Source organism: Saccharopolyspora sp. NPDC050389 (genome assembly GCF_040655595.1).
Lineage (GTDB): Bacteria > Actinomycetota > Actinomycetes > Mycobacteriales > Pseudonocardiaceae > Saccharopolyspora.
Genome location: NZ_JBFAKG010000001.1, coordinates 169,377 through 187,424 on the forward strand (window position 1 = coordinate 169,377; position 18,048 = coordinate 187,424).

General features: G+C 70.6%; 15 protein-coding genes. 8 read left to right on the forward strand and 7 right to left on the reverse strand.

The window, feature by feature from the left end; translation table 11 throughout:
* Position 1 precedes the first annotated feature (1 nt).
* On the reverse strand, positions 2-1,174 hold the full coding sequence (locus AB0I53_RS00820) for an AI-2E family transporter (RefSeq protein ID WP_358594318.1): 1,173 nt from the start codon (positions 1,172-1,174) through the stop codon (positions 2-4).
* 202 nt (positions 1,175-1,376) lie between these two features.
* Between AB0I53_RS00820 and AB0I53_RS00825 the strand changes: the two genes are divergently transcribed.
* A complete protein-coding gene (locus AB0I53_RS00825; RefSeq protein ID WP_358594321.1) occupies positions 1,377-2,240 on the forward strand; it encodes a hypothetical protein in 864 nt (287 codons plus the stop codon).
* 176 nt (positions 2,241-2,416) lie between these two features.
* On the forward strand, positions 2,417-3,781 hold the full coding sequence (locus tag AB0I53_RS00830) for a hypothetical protein (RefSeq protein WP_358594324.1): 1,365 nt from the start codon (positions 2,417-2,419) through the stop codon (positions 3,779-3,781).
* Positions 3,782-4,088: 307 nt separating this feature from the next.
* Here AB0I53_RS00830 and AB0I53_RS00835 read toward each other — a convergent pair whose 3' ends face one another.
* A complete protein-coding gene (locus AB0I53_RS00835; RefSeq protein ID WP_358594327.1) occupies positions 4,089-5,393 on the reverse strand; it encodes a glycosyltransferase 87 family protein in 1,305 nt (434 codons plus the stop codon).
* Positions 5,394-5,683: 290 nt separating this feature from the next.
* On the opposite strand from AB0I53_RS00835, the gene AB0I53_RS00840 reads away from it, so the two are divergent.
* On the forward strand, positions 5,684-6,535 hold the full coding sequence (locus AB0I53_RS00840; RefSeq protein WP_358594329.1) for a GGDEF domain-containing protein: 852 nt from the start codon (positions 5,684-5,686) through the stop codon (positions 6,533-6,535).
* Positions 6,536-6,645: 110 nt separating this feature from the next.
* On the opposite strand, the gene AB0I53_RS00845 is transcribed toward AB0I53_RS00840, so the two are convergent.
* Together AB0I53_RS00845 and AB0I53_RS00850 are read right to left on the reverse strand one after the other, a co-directional pair.
* Positions 6,646-7,737 carry an inositol-3-phosphate synthase gene (locus AB0I53_RS00845; RefSeq protein WP_358594614.1) on the reverse strand — a complete coding sequence of 364 codons (1,092 nt, stop codon included), beginning with the start codon at positions 7,735-7,737 and terminating at the stop codon, positions 6,646-6,648.
* A gap of 20 nt (positions 7,738-7,757) precedes the next feature.
* A complete protein-coding gene (locus AB0I53_RS00850; RefSeq protein ID WP_358594332.1) occupies positions 7,758-8,348 on the reverse strand; it encodes a PadR family transcriptional regulator in 591 nt (196 codons plus the stop codon).
* Between the two features lie 250 nt (positions 8,349-8,598).
* On the opposite strand from AB0I53_RS00850, the gene AB0I53_RS00855 reads away from it, so the two are divergent.
* The 5 genes from AB0I53_RS00855 to AB0I53_RS00875 all read left to right on the forward strand — a co-directional run bounded on the left by AB0I53_RS00855 (position 8,599) and on the right by AB0I53_RS00875 (position 15,084).
* Complete coding sequence (locus tag AB0I53_RS00855) at positions 8,599-9,003, forward strand: DUF5318 domain-containing protein (protein WP_358594335.1); 405 nt, start codon at positions 8,599-8,601, stop codon at positions 9,001-9,003.
* A gap of 234 nt (positions 9,004-9,237) precedes the next feature.
* Positions 9,238-12,345, forward strand: coding sequence for a transglycosylase domain-containing protein (locus AB0I53_RS00860; protein WP_358594338.1), 3,108 nt, complete (start codon positions 9,238-9,240; stop codon positions 12,343-12,345).
* Between the two features lie 361 nt (positions 12,346-12,706).
* Positions 12,707-14,284 carry a glycosyltransferase 87 family protein gene (locus AB0I53_RS00865; RefSeq protein ID WP_358594617.1) on the forward strand — a complete coding sequence of 526 codons (1,578 nt, stop codon included), beginning with the start codon at positions 12,707-12,709 and terminating at the stop codon, positions 14,282-14,284.
* Between the two features lie 30 nt (positions 14,285-14,314).
* Positions 14,315-14,722: a hypothetical protein gene (locus tag AB0I53_RS00870; RefSeq protein ID WP_358594341.1), complete on the forward strand. Its 408-nt coding sequence runs from the start codon at positions 14,315-14,317 to the stop codon at positions 14,720-14,722.
* Between the two features lie 170 nt (positions 14,723-14,892).
* Positions 14,893-15,084 carry a PspC domain-containing protein gene (locus AB0I53_RS00875; RefSeq protein ID WP_358568375.1) on the forward strand — a complete coding sequence of 64 codons (192 nt, stop codon included), beginning with the start codon at positions 14,893-14,895 and terminating at the stop codon, positions 15,082-15,084.
* 8 nt (positions 15,085-15,092) lie between these two features.
* Here AB0I53_RS00875 and AB0I53_RS00880 read toward each other — a convergent pair whose 3' ends face one another.
* Genes AB0I53_RS00880 through AB0I53_RS00890 form a run of 3 tightly spaced genes read right to left on the reverse strand, consistent with a single transcriptional unit; the run spans position 15,093 to position 17,984 of the window.
* Positions 15,093-15,740, reverse strand: coding sequence for a hypothetical protein (locus tag AB0I53_RS00880; RefSeq protein ID WP_358594342.1), 648 nt, complete (start codon positions 15,738-15,740; stop codon positions 15,093-15,095).
* Positions 15,737-16,537: an ABC transporter ATP-binding protein gene (locus tag AB0I53_RS00885; RefSeq protein WP_358594620.1), complete on the reverse strand. Its 801-nt coding sequence runs from the start codon at positions 16,535-16,537 to the stop codon at positions 15,737-15,739. The genes AB0I53_RS00880 and AB0I53_RS00885 overlap by 4 nt, the downstream gene beginning before the upstream one ends.
* A 31-nt stretch (positions 16,538-16,568) precedes the next feature.
* The gene (locus tag AB0I53_RS00890) at positions 16,569-17,984 is read right to left on the reverse strand and encodes a M20/M25/M40 family metallo-hydrolase (RefSeq protein ID WP_358594345.1); all 1,416 of its coding nucleotides are present in this window, start codon (positions 17,982-17,984) and stop codon (positions 16,569-16,571) included.
* Positions 17,985-18,048: the final 64 nt, after the last annotated feature.

Below are 18,048 nucleotides of genomic sequence, written 5' to 3' on the forward strand. Positions count from 1 at the left end.
GTCAGGCCTCGGAGTTCTGGGGCGCCTGGCCCGACTTCTCGTCCGGGGTCTCGTCGGGTGGTGGTGGTTCCGCTTCGGTCTTCTCGGCGGGTTGCTCCGGTTCCTCCTCCGCGACCAGCGAGCGGATCGCCGAGTTCAGCACCGCGACCATCGGCACCGCGAGCAGCGCGCCGACGATGCCCGAGATCACCAAGCCGATGCTGATCGCCAGCACCACGCCCAGCGCGTGGATCTGCACGGCCCGGCCCAGGATCAGCGGCTGCAGCACGTTGCCCTCGATCTGCTGCACCGCGAGCACGATGCCGACCACGATCAGCGCGACGACCCAGCCCTTGGTCACCAGCGCCACCAGCACCGCGACCGCACCGGAGGCCACCGCGCCGACGATCGGCACGAAACCGCCGAGGAACACCAGCGCCGCCAGCGGAATCGCCAGCGGGACGCCCAGGAACATCAGCCCCATGCCGATGCCGAGCGCGTCCACCACCGCGACGAGCGCGGTCGCCCGCACGAAGCCGACCAGCGACGCGAAACCCTTGCAGCCGGCGACGTCGACCCGGTGCCGCACGTGCTTCGGCGCCAGCTTCGTCACGAACAGCCACACCCCGCGGCCGTCGTGCAGGAAGTAGATCAGCGTGAACAGCGCCAGCACCAACCCGGTGAGGAAGTTGCCGAAGGTGCCCGCGGTGGACAGCGCGCCGCTGGTCAACGCCGCCTGGTTGGCGGCCAGCCAATCCTGGGCCTGCGTCAGGTAGCGGCCGATCTGCTCCTCGTTGATGTGCAGCGGTCCCTGCGCCAGCGAGTCCTTGAGCTGGTTGAGGCTGGCGACGACCTGGCGCTGCAGGTCCGGGAAGCCTTCGATGAACGCGGTGATGACGAAGGTGAGGACGCCGCCCACGACCGCGAGCCCGCCGATCAGCACGAGCGCGGTGGCCAGCGCCCGCGGCACGCCGCGCCGGGTCAGCCAGGCCACGATCGGGGCCAGCAGCGCCGACAGCAGCAGCGCGATGGCCACCGGGATCACGACGACGTAGATCTGGCCGATGATCAGCCCCACCACGTAAAGGGCGACGAGTATCACCAGCATCCGCCAGCTCAACGCCGCCGAGACGCGGAGCACGCGAGGAATCGACGCCGCCGCGTCGTCCCGGGTGGTGATCTTGAAGTCGTTCACCCTGCCACCGTAGCGCCGACCCCCGAACCCGGGGGCGAAATGACCACGGCGCGCAACCGGGCCGGAACCCCAGTAACACGATGTAGCGAAGGTGTCGCTCTTCGCTTACGGAAGTGGCTGTTGTGGTGAAAGAGTGCGCGGCGGCGAAGAGGCCGAGTCCGAACGGGGAGTCGCCCGAAGCCGAGGAGGTTCTGGCACCGAGATGTCCTGCCGCGACCGCACGACGGGAGCCGCCCGACCGTGGCGGCTGCTGACCCGTGCCCTGGTGGTGGTGGGCGCGACGGCAGCCGGAACCTCCGCGGCTTGGCTCATCGGCACCGGGCTCCCGGCGGACGCCGCGAACCTCGCCCCGGCCGCGCCCGCCGACGAATCGGCAGCGCCGCCGGAATCGACGAACCCACCGGCCGCGCCGGTGGAAGGTGCGGCCACCGAGCGGTCCGGCCCGGCGGAGTTCTCGCTGGGCCGCCTGAACCCGGTCGAGCTGGTCCGATCCGGCCCGGCCGAGCAGTTGCTCGACGCGGCGAGGCCGGTGACCGGCGTGCTGCAGGAGTCCGCCGACGGCGTTGGTCACGTCGCGGACGACGCGTTGTCGGCCACCGGAGCCCAGGCAGGCGAGATTTCCACGTCCGTCGACAATGGACTGGGCGGGCTCGGCGGTCCACTGCTGTCCGGGGAAACCGGACCGCAGCAGGGCTTTTCGCCGACCGCACCGCTTCCGCAGGCCGCACCGGCATCGGTCGCGGCACCCGTCGTCCCGCAGCCGGCGCAGCTGGTCGAGCACCAGCGGTCGGCGGAGCAGACCGAATCGGTCACCGGGCCGCGCGCGCCGGAACCCGCTGAGGCGCCCGGAAACCCGGGCTGGCCAAGGCCTTTCGCCCTGCCCACGCTGCCCGGCGCGCCCGGCTGCGGCGGAACCGGCGACGGGCAGCAGCACAACACCGCCGCGGTCGGCTGCTATCCGGCCGAACCGGACCGCACCCCCGCCTACGCCGGTGCGTCGGCCCGCGACATCGCCAGCACGCTGATCAGCGCGCCCGAACCGCAGCCGGGCACCACTCCCGACTAGATCGCCGCGCGGCGCAGGCGACGTATCTCGTTGCCGCCGAAAGGAAATCCGCCGCGCGCAACCCGGATCGAAATTCCCATGCCCGCCGTCTCCCGATGATCAATTTCCGATGACGGTGTGGCGCCCACAGTTGATTTTCCTACCCCGAACGGGGAAGCCTTGTGAAGGAGAAATCCATGCAGACTTGGGCGAAGCGCGGAGTGCAAGCCGCGCTGGTCACTGGTGGCATGTTGGCCGTCGGCACGGGGGTCGCGTCCGCCAGCCAGGCCTGCCCGGAGCGTCCGACCCCGCCGCTGGGCGAGTCGATGCTCCCGCCCGTACTCGACGAGCTCGGAGACGATGCGGTGCCTGCCGATCGGTGCTTCGGGGGTGAGCTGTTCCCCGAGAACTCCGGCACGCGGTACAACGCCCCGCTGGTGGAATCGCGGAGCAGCCACTCGGTCACCGCGATCGCCGGCACCCTGGACCCGGTGCGCGACCTGCTGCCGGTCGTCGAGAACGAGCTGACCCAGGAGATGCCGGCGCTGCACGACTGGCACATCCCGGCGCAGACCACGCCGCTGCACCTGGCCGGCTGGGTCGCCGACCCCGCCGAGGCCCGGCCGCTCGACCTCGTGCCCGGCCTGTCGCCGTTCGACGGCGGCCGCCCGGTCACGCCCGCCGAGGGCTTCCACCGCTCGCTGAGCTGGGCAGGTCCCATCGGTGAGGTGATCCAGGGAGGTGCCAACACCCTCGACGAGGGTGCATTTCGAACGAGTGCGCTCCTGGATGTCCCTGCAGACCTGGTGATCCCGCACGACGACCTGGTCTACTTCGACGGCTTCAGCGCACCGGCGGGCGGCATCGTCGAGCTCTGGGAGGGCGCGCTGTCGCGCGACCAGGGCGGCCTGGTGACGCCGGACCTGGACCTCACCACCGCGGAGCTGCCCGGGCTGCGCAGCGACCTGCGCACCGTGCCGCACGAGGTGCTGGCCGGGGCGCTGTCCGCGGTCGCCGCCGAGCCGACGCCGCGCGCCGACCTCATGCCGCTGCAGGTGCCGGGCGAGCACCAGATGCAGGCCAACGAGATCCCGGACCTCGCCGGTCTCCCCCTGCTCAGCGTGTCCCGGACGCCGGGCACCACGCAGCGCAGTGAGTCCCCCGGCGTGACGGCGCCGCTGCCGGCGCTGGGCGAGCTCAACGCGTTCAGCGGCGGTCAGACCTCGGTGCCGCAGGTCAGCCGGATTTCCTCCGCGCTGGACGGCACCGCGGCGCGTAGCGAGCAGCCGGTGTTCACCGACGCTCCGCTGCGATCCGATGTCGCGGTGACGTTGGTGGACGAGCTGGCCGCGGCGGTGCCCCCGGAGCAGGTCGTCACCCAGAACCCGTTCCAGCCGGTGCCCGCGCCGCGGACCGGCGGCATGGCGCTGCCGGTGCTCGACGGTGGCGTCCCGGACATCACGGCGGTGCAGGGCCACACGCTGCCGACGCCGGGCTTGACCTCGGACAGCGCGCTGCGCTCGCTGGAGAACGCGGACACGGTGGTCTTCAACCGCATCTGATCCGAACGCGAAAAACCGGGGCGAGCACCACGCTCGCCCCGGTTTTTTCATGCCCACGTCCGGGCGGCTGGTGCGGTAGGGCGGGTTGTTGTTTTGAAGCGGCGCAGCCGCTTAGCCCACCTTCGCAACTTGCGCCGCCGCGGGTTCTCAGACTGTGCCCACCCCGCCGGGGTTCTCGGCGAGGACAGCCCCGACGTGGTGAATTGGCATTCATGATGTCGGGGATCCCACAGCGAGAAGGCCGCGGTGACTCCCGCAGGGGGGCCGCTACCTGCACCGCCACGCAAAACGAGCCTGGAAACATGCTCTACGGGACCGGAGCGGTGCGCGGGGCTTCCGGGGCGGCTTCGCCGGGATCGACCACCGTGCGCCGGGAACGCCACCAGAGCACCGCGTTGTAGAGCAGGAACGCCAGTCCGAAGTAGACGTAGGAGTTGCCGATCAGCTGCTCGAAGAAGTTCCAGGTCAGCTCCAGGCCATCGCCCTGCGGCATCTTCCAGTGCGGGCCCATCATGAAGAACCCGGCCACCATGGCGGTCCCCAGCAGCAGCGCCCAGTTCCGCCGGACGTAGCCAGCGCCGAGCATCAGCACCAGCCCCGGGATCGCCCAAACCCAGTGGTGCGACCAGGAGATCGGCGACACCAGCAGGCCGAGGATGCCGTTGATCGTCACCGCCGTCGGCAGATCCCGCTGCCGGACCGCGTGCACCATCCCCAGCACGGCCAGCACCAGCGCCAGCAGCGCGAGCAGCACGAACACCACGGTCAGGCTCGGCGTCGACATCTTGCTCAGCAGCGAACGCAGCGATTGGTTTCCCGCGTAGGTCGACGCGTCCCCGGTGAACTTGGGCCCGAAGGACACGTTGCTGCTGGCCAGCATCTCCTGCAGCCAGAACCGCCGGGCGTTGTCGAAGGTCAGCGCGAAGCCCAGCAGCACGGTGCCCAGGAAGGTCAGCAGCGAGACCACGATCGTCCGGACGTCCCGGCGCAGCAGCGGCAGCAGCAGGAACACCAGCGGCGTCAGCTTGATCCCGGCGGCCAGGCCGATCAGCAGGCCGCGCGGGTACGGCAGCTTCTTCGCGCCGTCCGTCCGCCACAGGCAGTCGACCGCGACCAGCGCCATCAGCACGATGTTGATCTGCGCGTAGGTGATCGTCTCCAGCACCGGCTCGCTGATCGTGGCCAGCGGCAGCACCACCGCCGTCACCAGCAGCACCTTTTCCCGGTGCGCGCGCAGGAACGTCGAGGCGCTGAGCACCACGTACAGCGTTGCGATCAGCGCGAGGTGGCTGACCAGCATGATCACCGCGGTCGAGCCGGCCTTCGGGATCAGCCCCAGCGGCGCGAACAGGATCGCCGCGAACGGCGGGTAGATGAACGGCAGCTCCAGCCCGGATTCGGTGGCCGGCAGGCCGTTGTAGAGATCCCGCCCGGCCAGCAGCGCTCTGGCGCCGAGCCGGTAGACCTCGCCGTCGATGTGGTCGTGCGTGTTGACGGTGGAGACCACCATCACCGCGACCAGCTCCGCGACCGCGATCACGGTCAGCAGAGATCGGTGGTCGCGCAACCGCTCCCGCAGCGGCGGTCGACCCGCGATTCCGTGCACCGGCACGCACCATCCTCTCGCCTGGGCACCCCGACCAGCGTAGGGATTCGATCGGTCGGCGGGTCGCCGCGGGGCGTTTTGAGCGCAATGCCACCTGTCGATGTTTCACCTGCTCGAATCACCAAGTCCCGGCCGCTGAGGTGACCTGCGCGGAAACTGTGCGTGAACAACTAACGCACCGTTATGTGCACAACGGAATACCACCATTACGGGTGGTCACCGAGGCCTTGAATTTCGCCCTGTACTGAGGGGAGGCTCAGACGGACTGCTCCGTTTGGTGGGGAGGAGGGGGCCGAATGAGTGTCCTCGAGGTGACCGCACCGGGCCAGCTGGCGCCGGTTTGGGACGAACTCATCAGCGGACTGAACGTCGGCGTGCTGCTGACCGACGACCGCGGCCAGGTGCTGGCCACCAATGATGTCGCCGCCGAACTGATGCAGCTGGCCAAGGCCGACCTGCTCACCGGCGTCCGGCCCGCCGGCTGGCAGGTGCGCGACGACACCGGCGCCCCGATGCCCGACTGGGCCGAGCTGGCCGGCCAGGTGCTGCGGGCCGGCTCGCCGCTGTCGATCCCGATGGTGATCGCCCGCAGCGGCCAACCGCTGAGCCGCATCTGGGCGGACTACCACGCGGTGCAGGTGCAGGGCCGCAGCCGGGTGCTGGTGCTGTTGCAGCCGGTGCACACCGACGTCCCGCACAGCCGTGGCCTGCTGGACCCGCTGACCGGGCTGCCGGCCCGCGTGCTCCTGCTGGACCGGCTGGAGCAGTCGCTGGTGCGCGCCCGCAGCCGCGGCACGCTGTCCACGCTGGTGCTCATCGACGTGCAGCGGCTGGCCGCCTTCAACGCCGAGTACGGCTTCGACCGCGGCGACGACCTGCTGACCACGCTGGCCGGGCGGCTCCGGGAGGGGCTCAGCGACGAGCACACCGTCGCCCGCTACGGCGGCGACGAGTTCGCGGTGGTCGCGGAGCACCCGAGCGGCACCGGCGAGGAGATCGCCGCGCAGGCGCGGGAGGTGGCGGGCTGGCCGGTGCGCATCGGCCGCAAGCGAGTTCGCCCCGGGTTGCGGGTGTCCTGGGTGACCACCGACGGCCAGGCCTCGGTGCACTCGGTCCTCGCCCGGGCCGAACAACAGCTCCAACACTAGGAAAGGAGGTACCGCGTGGGTCTTGAGCAGACCCCGAACATGAGAAGGGGCACCCGCGCGGCAGCGGGTGCCCCTTCCAATTGCTTGCGGCGCCAGGTGACGGCGAGCCGTTACCGCTCCACCTTGCCGGCGATGAAGTCCTCGACGGCCTGGTAGGCGGCGGAGTCGGAGTACTGCTCCGGCGGCGACTTCATGAAGTACGACGACGCGGACAGGATCGGCCCGCCGATGCCCCGGTCCTTGGCGATCTTGGCGGCCCGGATCGCGTCGATGATGATCCCCGCCGAGTTCGGCGAGTCCCACACCTCCAGCTTGTACTCCAGGTTCAGCGGCACGTCGCCGAACGCGCGGCCCTCCAACCGGATGTAGGCCCACTTGCGGTCGTCCAGCCACGGCACGTAGTCCGACGGCCCGATGTGCACGTTGCGCTTGCCGAGGTCGCGGTCCACCTGCGAGGTCACCGACTGCGTCTTGGAGGTCTTCTTCGACTCCAGCCGCTCCAGTTCCTTCATGTTCAGGAAGTCCATGTTGCCGCCGACGTTCAGCTGCATCGTGCGGTCCAGGTGCACGCCGCGGTCCTCGAACAGCTTGGCCAGCACCCGGTGTGTGATGGTCGCCCCGACCTGCGACTTGATGTCGTCGCCGACGATCGGCACGCCCGCGTCGGTGAACTTCTGCGCCCACTCCGGGTCGGAGGCGATGAACACCGGCAGCGCGTTGACGAAGGCCACGCCCGCGTCCAGCGCGCACTGCGCGTAGAACTTGTCCGCCTTCTCGGAGCCCACCGGCAGGTAGGACACCAGGACGTCGACCTCGGCGTCCTTGAGCGCCTGCACGATGTCGACCGGCTGCTCGTCGGACTCCTCGATGGTCTCCCGGTAGAAGCGGCCGAGACCGTCGTAGGTGTGGCCGCGCTGCACGGTGACGCTCAGCGGCGGCACGTCGGCGATCTTGATGGTGTTGTTCTCGCTGGCGACGATCGCCTCGGACAGGTCGCGGCCGACCTTCTTGGCGTCCACGTCGAAAGCGGCGACGAACTTCACGTCGCGCACGTGGTAGTCGCCGAAGGTGACGTGCATCAGGCCGGGCACGCGGGTGCCCGGTTCGGCGTCGGCGTAGTAGTGGACGCCCTGCACCAGCGACGCCGCGCAGTTCCCGACGCCCACGATCGCCACCCGCACCGCTCGACGATCTCCGCCCATGGCAGGGCCCTCCTTCTTGCTCATCTGTCGTGTCCTTGCAGTTCTTGCTCACCGACGCTGGGTCGGCCCGGCGCCGCAGCAGCCTGCTCGGCGCGTTCGTGTTCGATGATTTCGTCGAGCCAGCGGACCTCGTGCTCGCTGTGGTCCAGCCGGAGCCGGTGCAGCTCGCGGGCATAACGGTCCAACCGGTCCCCGGAGTGGGCCAGTGCGCTGCGCAGGCCGTCACGGCGTTCCTCGACGCGGCGCCGACGCCCTTCCAGGATCCGCATCCGGACCTCGGCCGGCGTGCGGGAGAAGAACGCCATGTGCACGCCGAAGGCGTTGTCGTCGCAGGCCTGCGGCCCGCAGTCGCCGACCAGCTCGGCGAACCGGTGCTGCCCGGCGGCCGTGATCCGGTACACGCGGCGCGTCCGCCGACCCCACCCGCGCGAGCCGGGTGCGTCGGTTTCTTCCTCGATCAACCCGGTGCGCTGCAGCCTGCGCAACGTCGGGTACAAAGTTCCGCAGGACAGTGCACGGAAGGCGCCGAGCGTGTCGTGCAACCGTTTCCGCAGCTCATAGCCGTGCATTGGGGCTTCGTGGAGCAGCCCGAGCACGGCGAGTTCGAGCATCCGCACCTCCTCCGCCCGTGTTCAGCGCCCGATTGCCGCCCAATCGCAGCGCCGGATTCCAGGGCGGCTCCGCACAACCACAGAGACTGCGGCGAGGCAGGCCACCCTGCGGATTATATCGCGCCGATATATCGGGAAACACAATCGAGAGGCCTTTGACGTGGTAGTCGTCACCGCTGGTGGCGGTCGGAGGCCCCGCCTGCCCTGAACGGCGCATGGAGCGGCCGTCACCGACACGTACTCTGTGGGCGTGCGGACCCAACGGCAAGTGGTCGACTACGCGTTGCAGCGCCGAGCGCTGCTCGCGCAGGTCCACGCTGGCCGCGTCGGGGTGATGGAGGTCTGCGACGCCGACCCGTACCTGCTGCGGGCGGCGAAATTCCATGGTGAGCCGAGCGGGGTGACCTGCCCGGTGTGCCGGAAGGAACCGTTGACCCTGGTGTCCTGGGTCTTCGGCGACGCCCTCAAGCACGCGTCCGGAACGGCGCGGGCTCCCGAGGAACTCGACCGGATGGCGGCCATGTTCGAGGAGTTCAACGTCTACGTCGTAGAGGTATGCCGCACATGTAATTGGAACCACCTCGTGCAGTCGTTCGTTCTCGGAACCGGTGGGTTGAACAACAGCCGGTCCCGGCGCAAGACTGCAGCGGAGTGACAACGGTCGTGCCCCCGAACACGACCGCGCGCCCGGTGCGGCGCAACCCCGACGTGAACGCATCACACGGCGTCCGATGACGCCTGTCCTGGAGGCCCACTCGTGAACGACGAGCGTGACGACCCCACCCGAGGGCGCCACTCACGGCATCCGCACCCCGACGGCCGAGGCACGCCACCCCCGCCCCCCGGGCCCCCGCGCCCCGGTGACCAGGCGCGGCCTCCGCAGCGTCAGGTGCCCGGCCCGCCGCCGGGCCCGCCCGGCGCGGGTGCTCCGGCATGGCCGGGCGACGAGCCGCGACCCGGTGGCCCGGGCCCGCGGCCGGCGCCGCCGAACCAGCCGAACCCGCCGGGCAACCGGTGGCCGGGTGCGGATCGCGGCTCGGAGGAAACGCAGCAGAACGCCCCGGTGCCACCGCCCGGCCAGCCCATGAAGTGGCCGGAGGCGGAGCCGCCGCAGGAGCAGACCGGTGCGTGGACGCCGTCGTTCGACGACGACGAGGACGACTCGCCGCTGGGCAAGCGGCTCAGCGGTGGCTCCGGCGAACCCGACAACGGCGGCGGGCGCAAGCTCGACCTGCCCACCACGTACACGCCGGTTCCCCCGCCGCCGAACACCGGACGGCAGGGTCCGCCACCGCCTCCCCCGGGCGCGCAGCAGGGCAGGCAAGGCCCACCGCCACCTCCGCCGGGGCCGCCGCCAGGGCGGCCACCGCAGCCGCCTGGTGAGCAGCCGACGCAGAACATCCCGCAAACCCCGGCGGGCGATCGCGACAGCGATCGACGCCGGGCCGGTGGTGCTGCCGCCGCAGGAGCCGCCGCAGGCGGGATCGCCGGAGCAGCCGCAGGCGCTGGGACGGCGGGCGCGGCCGGAGCCGCGGCCGGCGGAGCCGCCATGGGCGCCGCAGGCGCTGCGGCGGGAGCCGCCGGTGGGCCGAAGGGCGGTGCCGGTGGCGGCGGGGGCGTAGCCCCCGAGCCGCAGCTGCTCACGCACCAGGAGCAGGGGAACTACAACTACTACGCCGACGACTACGAAGACGACCCGTACGGCGGGTACGACGGGAATGATCGGAATGGCGACGACTTCGACGATCGCGGCCGCGATCCTGACGACCAGTACCGGGACGACGACTTCGACGCCGGCCCGGACGACATCCCCGACCCGGACGACGAGATGAGTGCCGCCCAGGCGAAGCGCAGTCGGCTCTGGCGGCGCGTCCGCCGGTCCTGCTACGTCGCCGCGGCGTTGGCCGTCCTGGTGCCGGCCGCCGTGTTCATCTACGGCTACCTCGTCTGGGATCCGCCGGACGAGGCCAAGGTGATGGGCAAGTCCCGGCCGATCGAGCTGCAGTACTCGGACGGCTCGCCGATGGGGCGCATCGAGCCGGAGGGCTCGGCGGAGGTCGTGCACGACATCAGCGAGGTCTCGGTGGCGATGCAGAACGCCACCATGGCGGCCGAGGACGCCAGCTTCCGCACCAACCCCGGGTTCGACTTCAACGGCATCGTGCGATCGGTCTACTACCTGGCGACCGGTTCCGGCGTCGGCGGTGGCTCCACGATCACCCAGCAGTTCCTCAAGCTGGACCAGGACCTCAAGAAGGATCCGACCTACGTCCGCAAGATCAAAGAGGTCGTCCTGGCCTTCAAGCTGACGAACAACCAGAGCAAAGACAACATCATGCTCGCCTACATGAACACGGCCGACTACGGCCGCGGTGCGAACGGCATCACCGCCGCGGCGCGGGCCTACTACGGCAAGAAGCCGAGCGAGCTCAACGCGGCCGAGGCCGCCGTGCTCGCCGGTGTGGTGCAGACGCCCTACGGCAAGAACAGCAATGACCCGGGCCTGAACCCGGAGAAGGCCGAGAAGCGCTGGGAGTACGTCGTCGGGCAGATGGCGGAGAACGGCTTCATCACCGAGGCCGAGCGATCGTCCATGACGATCCCGCAGACCCTGCCGCGGCTGGAGTGGAAGTCCAACAGCAGGTTGTCGCCGGAGCAGGACGCCATCTACAAGGCGATGTTGCGCGAACTCGAGCCCAAGGGCCTGTCCGAGAGCGAGTTGTCCCGCGGCGGCTACGTCGTCAAGACGACCATCGACCCGGACGCGCAGCAGAAGGCCGAGCAGGCCGTGCAGGACGTGATGGGTTCCCAGCCGGAGACGCTCCGCACGTCGCTGGTCGCGGTCGACCCGGAGAACGGTGAGGTCCGGGCGTATTACGGGTCCAAGAAGCAGAACGGCGACCTGGACTGGGCCAGCACGATCCAGGAACCGGGCTCGTCGTTCAAGCCGTTCGCGGTGATCGCCGGCCTGGAGGAGGGCAAGGGCATCGGCGAGTACTACGACGGCAGCGGCGACCAGGTCATCGCCGGCCACAAGTTCGACAACTCGCCCGGCGTGAAGTGCGAGATTCCGACGCACTGCGGTGTCCGCGAGGCGATGACCAACTCGGTCAACACCGTGTTCGTCCACATGGCCGCCGATTTCGGGCCCACGAAGGTGGCCGGTGCCGCCCACGAGGCCGGCATTCCGGAGTCGACGAAGCTGCAAAGCCCGAACGGGGCAGTCGAGGCCGGTATCGCGCTGGGCATGTACCCGGTGCTCCCGCAGGACATGGCGGCCTCGTACGGTTCGTTCGTCAACGGCGGCAACAAGGTTCCGGCGCACTTCGTGAAGGAGGCCGTCAGCCCCGAGACCGGGCCGTTCGACCTCGGCATCCCGGAGCCGAAGCCGGCCTTCGGCGACGCGTCGACGAGCAAGGACATCGCCTACAACGTCTCGCAGTCGATGATGAAGGTCGCCGAGCACTCGAACGCCTCGCTGGCGGGCAACCGGCCGGTGGTGTCCAAGACCGGTACCCACCAGTGGCTCAGCACCACGAAGAACAAGAACGCGTGGATGATCGGCGCGGTGCCGCAGATCTCCACCGCCGTGGCGATGCAGAACGACGACGGCGGCCCGAAACCGCTGGCCGACTCCACCGGCGCGAGCTTCTACGGCGGTAACTGGCCCGCCAAGGTGTGGAAGAAGTTCATGGATTCCTACCTGCAGGGCAAGAAGGTCGAGCCCTTCCCGGAGGGCGACACGATCGGGCAGTTCGCGGACATCCCGCCGCCGCCCCCGCCGACGTCGGAGCCGCCGCCGCCCACGTCGGCGCCGCCGACGGCGCCGCCGAGCGACACCAGCGAGCCGGACGAGCCGACCACCAGCAAGGAAAAGCCCGGCCACTGCGGTTGGCTCGACCCGAACTGCGACGACAGCGGTGGCGGCGGCAACGGCGGTGACTCCGGAGACGGCCCGCCAAATGTCGCACCAACAAGAACAAGGGCGTACGGCTAGGAATCTGTACATGGACTCGCTCTGCATAGTGGTGCGGGTGGCGGCCCCCCTGCGGGATTTACAGATGCCGTCTGGACTGTGGGATCCCCGATTTGTGTATGACCAATACGCGGCTTCGGGGCTGTCCTCGCCAGACGACATCTGAGAACCCGCGGCGGTGCGAGCTGCATAGGTGGGCTAAGCGGCTGCGCCGCTTCAAAGAAGAACGCGGATGAACATCAGAGGACCGCAAGGGGCACCCGCGAGTCGGCGGGTGCCCCTTCGCGTTGTTCGGCCCAAGTAGCATCCGGGCGTGTCCACCTCGAACGAGCCCGCCAGCACCGAACCGCCGCCGACCCCCGGCGGGCGCGCGAGCTCGGCGGTGGACAGCGATTCCCTCGGCCCCGCCGACCGCGTCTCGCCGACCTGGACCGAGCCGCTGGTGCAGAAGTTCAGCCGGCCCTTCGGCGGCCGCCTCGGGCGGCACGCGCAGGTCGGGCGGCAGTGGTTCTGGACGCCGCTGCGGGTGATCCTGCTGTTCGCGGTGCTGGTGCTCGCCGCGGCCTGGCTGTTCAAGGCGCCCTGCCAGGTCACCTACGACACCGACAGCGGGCCGCAGCTGGACTGGCGGAACAGCAAGCAGTACACCGCGATGTGCTACACCGACATCATTCCGCGCTACGGCATGGGCGATCTCGCGCCGGACGACGCGTTCCCGTACAAGACCTCGTGGCTGGAGAACGCCGGCACGCCGCAGGAAAAGGTCCGGTACATGGAGTACCCGGTGCTGACCGGGTTGTTCCAGTGGGTCAACGCGCGGGTCGCGGACGGTTGGGCGACCTTGGCGGGCTTCGGCTGGCTGCCGGCCGGCCTGACGAGCGTGCTGTACTTCAACGTCTCGGCGTTCTGGCTGGCCGCGGCCTGGTTGGTGACCATCTGGGCGCTCGTGCTGCTGTGCCGCCGGCGGGTCTGGGATGCCGCGCTGGCCGCCGTGTCGCCGCTGGTCTTCGTGCACGTCTTCACCAATTTCGACGCCCTGGCCACGGCTTTCGGCACCGCAGGCCTGCTCGCGTGGGCGCGGCGCAGGCCCGTGCTGGCCGGGGTGCTGATCGGGCTCGGCGGCGCGGCGAAGCTCTACCCGCTGTTCTTCCTCGGCCCGCTGCTGGTGCTGGCCTGGCGCGCCGGGAAGGTCACTGACGCGCTGCGCTCGGTGCTGGCCGCCGCGCTGGCCTGGCTGGCGGTCAACGTGCCGGTGCTCGTGCTCTACCCGGAGGGCTGGCGGGAGTTCTTCCGGCTCAACAACGAACGCCCGGCCGACCCGGACTCGCTGTACAACGTGCTGATGCACTTCACCGGCTGGGCGGGTTTCGACGGCCCGCTGCGCGACGGTTCCACGCCGACGGTGCTGAACTCGGTCAGCCTCGCCCTGTTCCTGGTCGCCTGCCTCGGCATCGGGTGGCTGGCGCTGGCCGCGCCGACCCGGCCGCGGCTGGCGCAGCTGTGCTTCCTGGTGGTCGCGGCCTTCCTGCTGACCAACAAGGTGTGGAGCCCGCAGTACTCGCTTTGGCTGGTGCCGCTGGCGGTGCTGGCGATTCCGCGCTGGCGGTTGCTGCTGACCTGGATGATCATCGACGCCGCGGTGTGGGCGCCGCGGATGTACTACTACCTCGGCACCGGCAACAAGGGACTGCCGGAGGGCTGGTTCCTGGGCGCGGTGGTGGTCCGCGACGCGATGGTCGTCGCGCTGTGCGTGCTGATCATCCGGGAGATCGTGCGGCCGGAGCGGGACAAGATCCGCGCGGCGCTCGCCATGCGGGGCGGGCGGGAGCAGGACGCGATCGACGACCCGTGCGGCGGGTTCCTGGACGGAGCACGAGACCGATTCGTGTTACCCGGTGTCGCCCGTTGGGGTAAGGAACGATCAGAACCGGGGAAGGGCGGCTTAGCGTCGGGGCGGTGATCTTCCGCCACTGATGGAGGTGCTTCGCTGATGGTCGGCCGACGATCTCTCACCCTGGTGCTCACCGCGGCGGCCGCGCTGGCCGCGCCCATCGCGACCGCATCGGGCGAGCAGCCGCCGGGCGTGCTGGAAGTCCGCCTGGGCGAGGCGACCTGCCACGACCTGTCACCGCTCACCACCGCGTTCCCGTGGCTGAGGCCGTTCTTCCCCGGTGACCTGAGCGCGTCGCCGCTGGTCCGCTACGAGATCCGCCGCGTGGTGGACGGGTTCGCGCCGTTCGAGGTGACCGTCGACGGCGAGCGGCGGGCCGTCGGGACGGTCGGTCGCGGTGGCCTGGTCTCGGCGCAGGCCCCGCTGTCCAACGAGAAGGCGACCGAGGTCGTGGTGACCTCCGGCGAGCAGGTTCTGGTGAACCGGACCTACCACGCCACCTGCTGACCGGCCCGCCGAATGAGGTGCCCGCCCGGGTCCCCCGCCGGGCGGGCACCGGCGCGTCCGGGGTAAGCCCGCGGGCGGACGGGCCGTCAGCCTGCGGGCGGATCCGGTTCAGGGGGATCTCGGGGTCGTTCCCTGACGCATCGCGGCGCCGCCCGGGCGAGCATTGAGGCATGACGACGTACCGCATGGCACTGTCCCGGCCGAGCGACAAGGCGATGATCGCGGGGGTGTGCGCCGGCCTGGCCGATCGGTTCGGGATGAAGCCGTTCACCGTCCGCCTGCTGTTCCTGCTGTCCTGCCTGCTGCCCGGCCCGCAGTTCGTGATCTACATCGTGCTCTGGATCCTGATCCCGAAGCGCTGACCCGCGAGCTAGGCGCGGCGGAGGCACCAGGCCGTGACCAGCAGCGTGCTGGCGGCCAGGCTGAAAGCGGCGACGAGCGCGGACCGCACGAGCAGTGCGGCGCTCGTCGCGTCCGCGCTCAGCGCCAGCAGCAGCGGGAACGCCAGCGGAATCCACTTCGCCAGCAACGCGATCGCGAACAGCGCCGCCGCCGCGATCACCGTGTACCCGATGCGGCGGACGACCAGTCCGGAGCACGGCAGGGCGACGGCGATGCCGAACGCGGCGCACGCGACGTGCGCCAGCAGGCCGATGCCGAGATCGCCCGGCGGGTAGTCGAGCCCGTGCGAGATCTCCGCCCAGGCAACGGAAAGCACCGCGAGCCCGATCGAGCAGCACAGCACCGTCAGCACGATGCCGGCCAGCATCCGGGCCATCGATCCGGCGTGCGTGCGGGTGACCGTGCGCTGCACGACGTCCTCCACGTCGACCAGCGCGATCGTCAACCAGCCCGCCACGACCAGCAATCCCGCCGCGGTCACCGCGAAGCCGGGCAGCGCCGGGCCGTCGTTGTTGCTGTAGAAGATGGCCAGCAGCCCGATGTAGAGCAGCACCGGCGGCAGGTAGCGCTGCGAATGGCCGAGGATGGCCAGTTGGTAGCGGATCAGCGGGATCATCGCGAGTCCACCGAGAGCACCGCGCAACCCAGCTGGATCGCCTTGAGCAGCAACGATTCCCTCGCTTCCACGGTCACCACCAGCGCCACGTCCTGGCGTCCCGGCCGCACCGCCTGCACGCCGGGCTGCGCCGCCCAGTCCACGGATTCGCCGTCGCGCAACACGATCCGGCAGGTCGCGACCTCGGCTTCGAGCGGTTCTAGGCGCCCGTCGGCGAGCCGGTGCGAGCGGGTGGCCAGCGCGTGCACGACTTCCGGCCGGTGGTCGGTGAACACGACGGCCGTGCCCGCCGCCGAGGCCTCGCCGATCACCTCGGCGAGCACGGTGCGCGCGTCGGGATCCAGGCCCGACCACGGTTCGTCCAGCACCAGGAGCTCGGGTTCGCACAGCAGCGCCTGCGCGAGCCCGACCTTCTGCGCGTTGCCCTTCGAGAGGTCGCGCAGCGGGGTGTCCGGGCCGCCGACGAGCGCGAAGCGTTCGAGCCAGCCGTCGGCCCGGGCGGTGGCCTCCACAGTGGACAAGCCGCCGATCCAGCCCAGGTGGCGGAGGTAGGCGCGGGCGCTCATCCGCTGCCGAGCGGGAAACCGGTCCGGCACGTACCCGATGCGCGGCCGCCCGGTGACGGTGCCACCGGACGGCCGGGAGATCCCGGCGAGGATCCGCAACAGCGTCGACTTCCCGGACCCGTTGGCGCCCAAGATCCCGACGGCCGCGCCGGAGTCCACGCCGAGATCGACGCCGCGGAGCACCGGCCGCGCCCCGTGGCGCTTGGTGACCTCCGAAAGCTCCCGCACCATCCGATTCGCCTGCAAGAACGTGGTCCTCGGATCAGCGGCGGGCGTGGGCGTCGAGGACGTAGGCGATGGCCGAGGTGACCTTGGCCGCGAACGCGAGGTGCAGGGACTCGTCCGGCACGTGCGCGTTGCTGTCCGGGCCGAGCGCGCCGGTCACCACGAACTGCGCGTCCGGGTAGGCGTTGTGCAGCAGTCCCATGAACGGGATCGAGCCGCCGAGGCCCATCGTCCGCCAGCCCGCGCCGAACACCTCGTCGCTCGCCTGGTCCAGCGCCGCCGCCAGCCACGGCGCGAGCTCGGGCGCGTTCCAGCCCAGCCCGGTCTCGGCGTGTCCGAAGGTCACCTTCGCGCCGTAGGGCACGTCGGTGGTCAGCCGCTCCTGGACCGCGCGGATCGCCGCCTCGGGATCGGCGGTCGGCGGCAGGCGGAAGCTCAGCAGCACCGCCGTGTAAGGCCGCAGCACGTTGCCCGCGTCCGCGGGCTGCGGCAGCCCGTCGGCGCCGATCACCGAAAGCGTCGGCCGCCAGGTGCTGTTCAGGGCGAGCTCGACCTCGTCGTCGTCGACCGGCCGCAGCCCCTCCGGCCACGGCACGATGTTGCGCACCAGGCCGGGCACGGCGTCGATCGCGGCGCGCACCTCGGCGACCCGGTTCTCCGGGATCTGCACGGTCAGCTCGGGCACCAGGATCTCGCCGGTCGCGGAATCCTCCAGCCGGTCCAGCAGCTGCCGCAGCACCCGGAACGAGCTGGGTGCGATGCCGCTGGCGATGCCGGAGTGCAGGCCGCTGTCGAGCACCTGCACCTTGACTTCCAGCTGAACCAGGCCGCGCAGCGAGTTCGTCAGCCACAGCCGGTCGTAGTCGCCTGCCCCGGAGTCCAGGCACACCACCAGCGACACGGCGCCGAGCCGGTCGGACAGATGCGCCAGGTAGGCGGGCAGGTCGGGGCTGCCGGACTCCTCGCCGGTCTCCAGCAGCACCACGCAGCGCGCGTGCGCGCCGCCGTGCGCGCGAACCGCCTCGATCGCGGTGATCGCCGCGTACCCGGCGTAGCCGTCGTCGGCGGAGCCGCGGCCGTACAGCCGGCCGTCGCGGAGCACCGGCGTCCACGGCCCGAGCCCCTCGGACCAGCCGCCCACCGGCGGCTGCTTGTCGAGGTGGCCGTAGAGCAGCACCGTCTCGTCGGGGGCGCCCTCGCTGGCCGGGATGTCCACCAGGAGCAGCGGAGTGCGTTCCGGCAGCCGCACGACCTCGATGTTCGCGCCGGCGATGTCCCGTGCCGCGATCCAGGCCCGCAGGTGCTCGATGGCGGCGTCGAGATGCCCGGAGGCGACCCACCCGGAGTCGAAGGCGGGCGAGATCGCCGGGATCTTCACCAGCTCGGAGAGGCTCGGCAGGACGGACTCGTCCCACGCCTGGTCAACGGTCTTCGCTACGGCTGCACGATCCACGCCGCGATCCTATGCCCGCGCCGACCGTGCCGTCCGCGATGGCCGGAACTGCTCAAACGGTCGC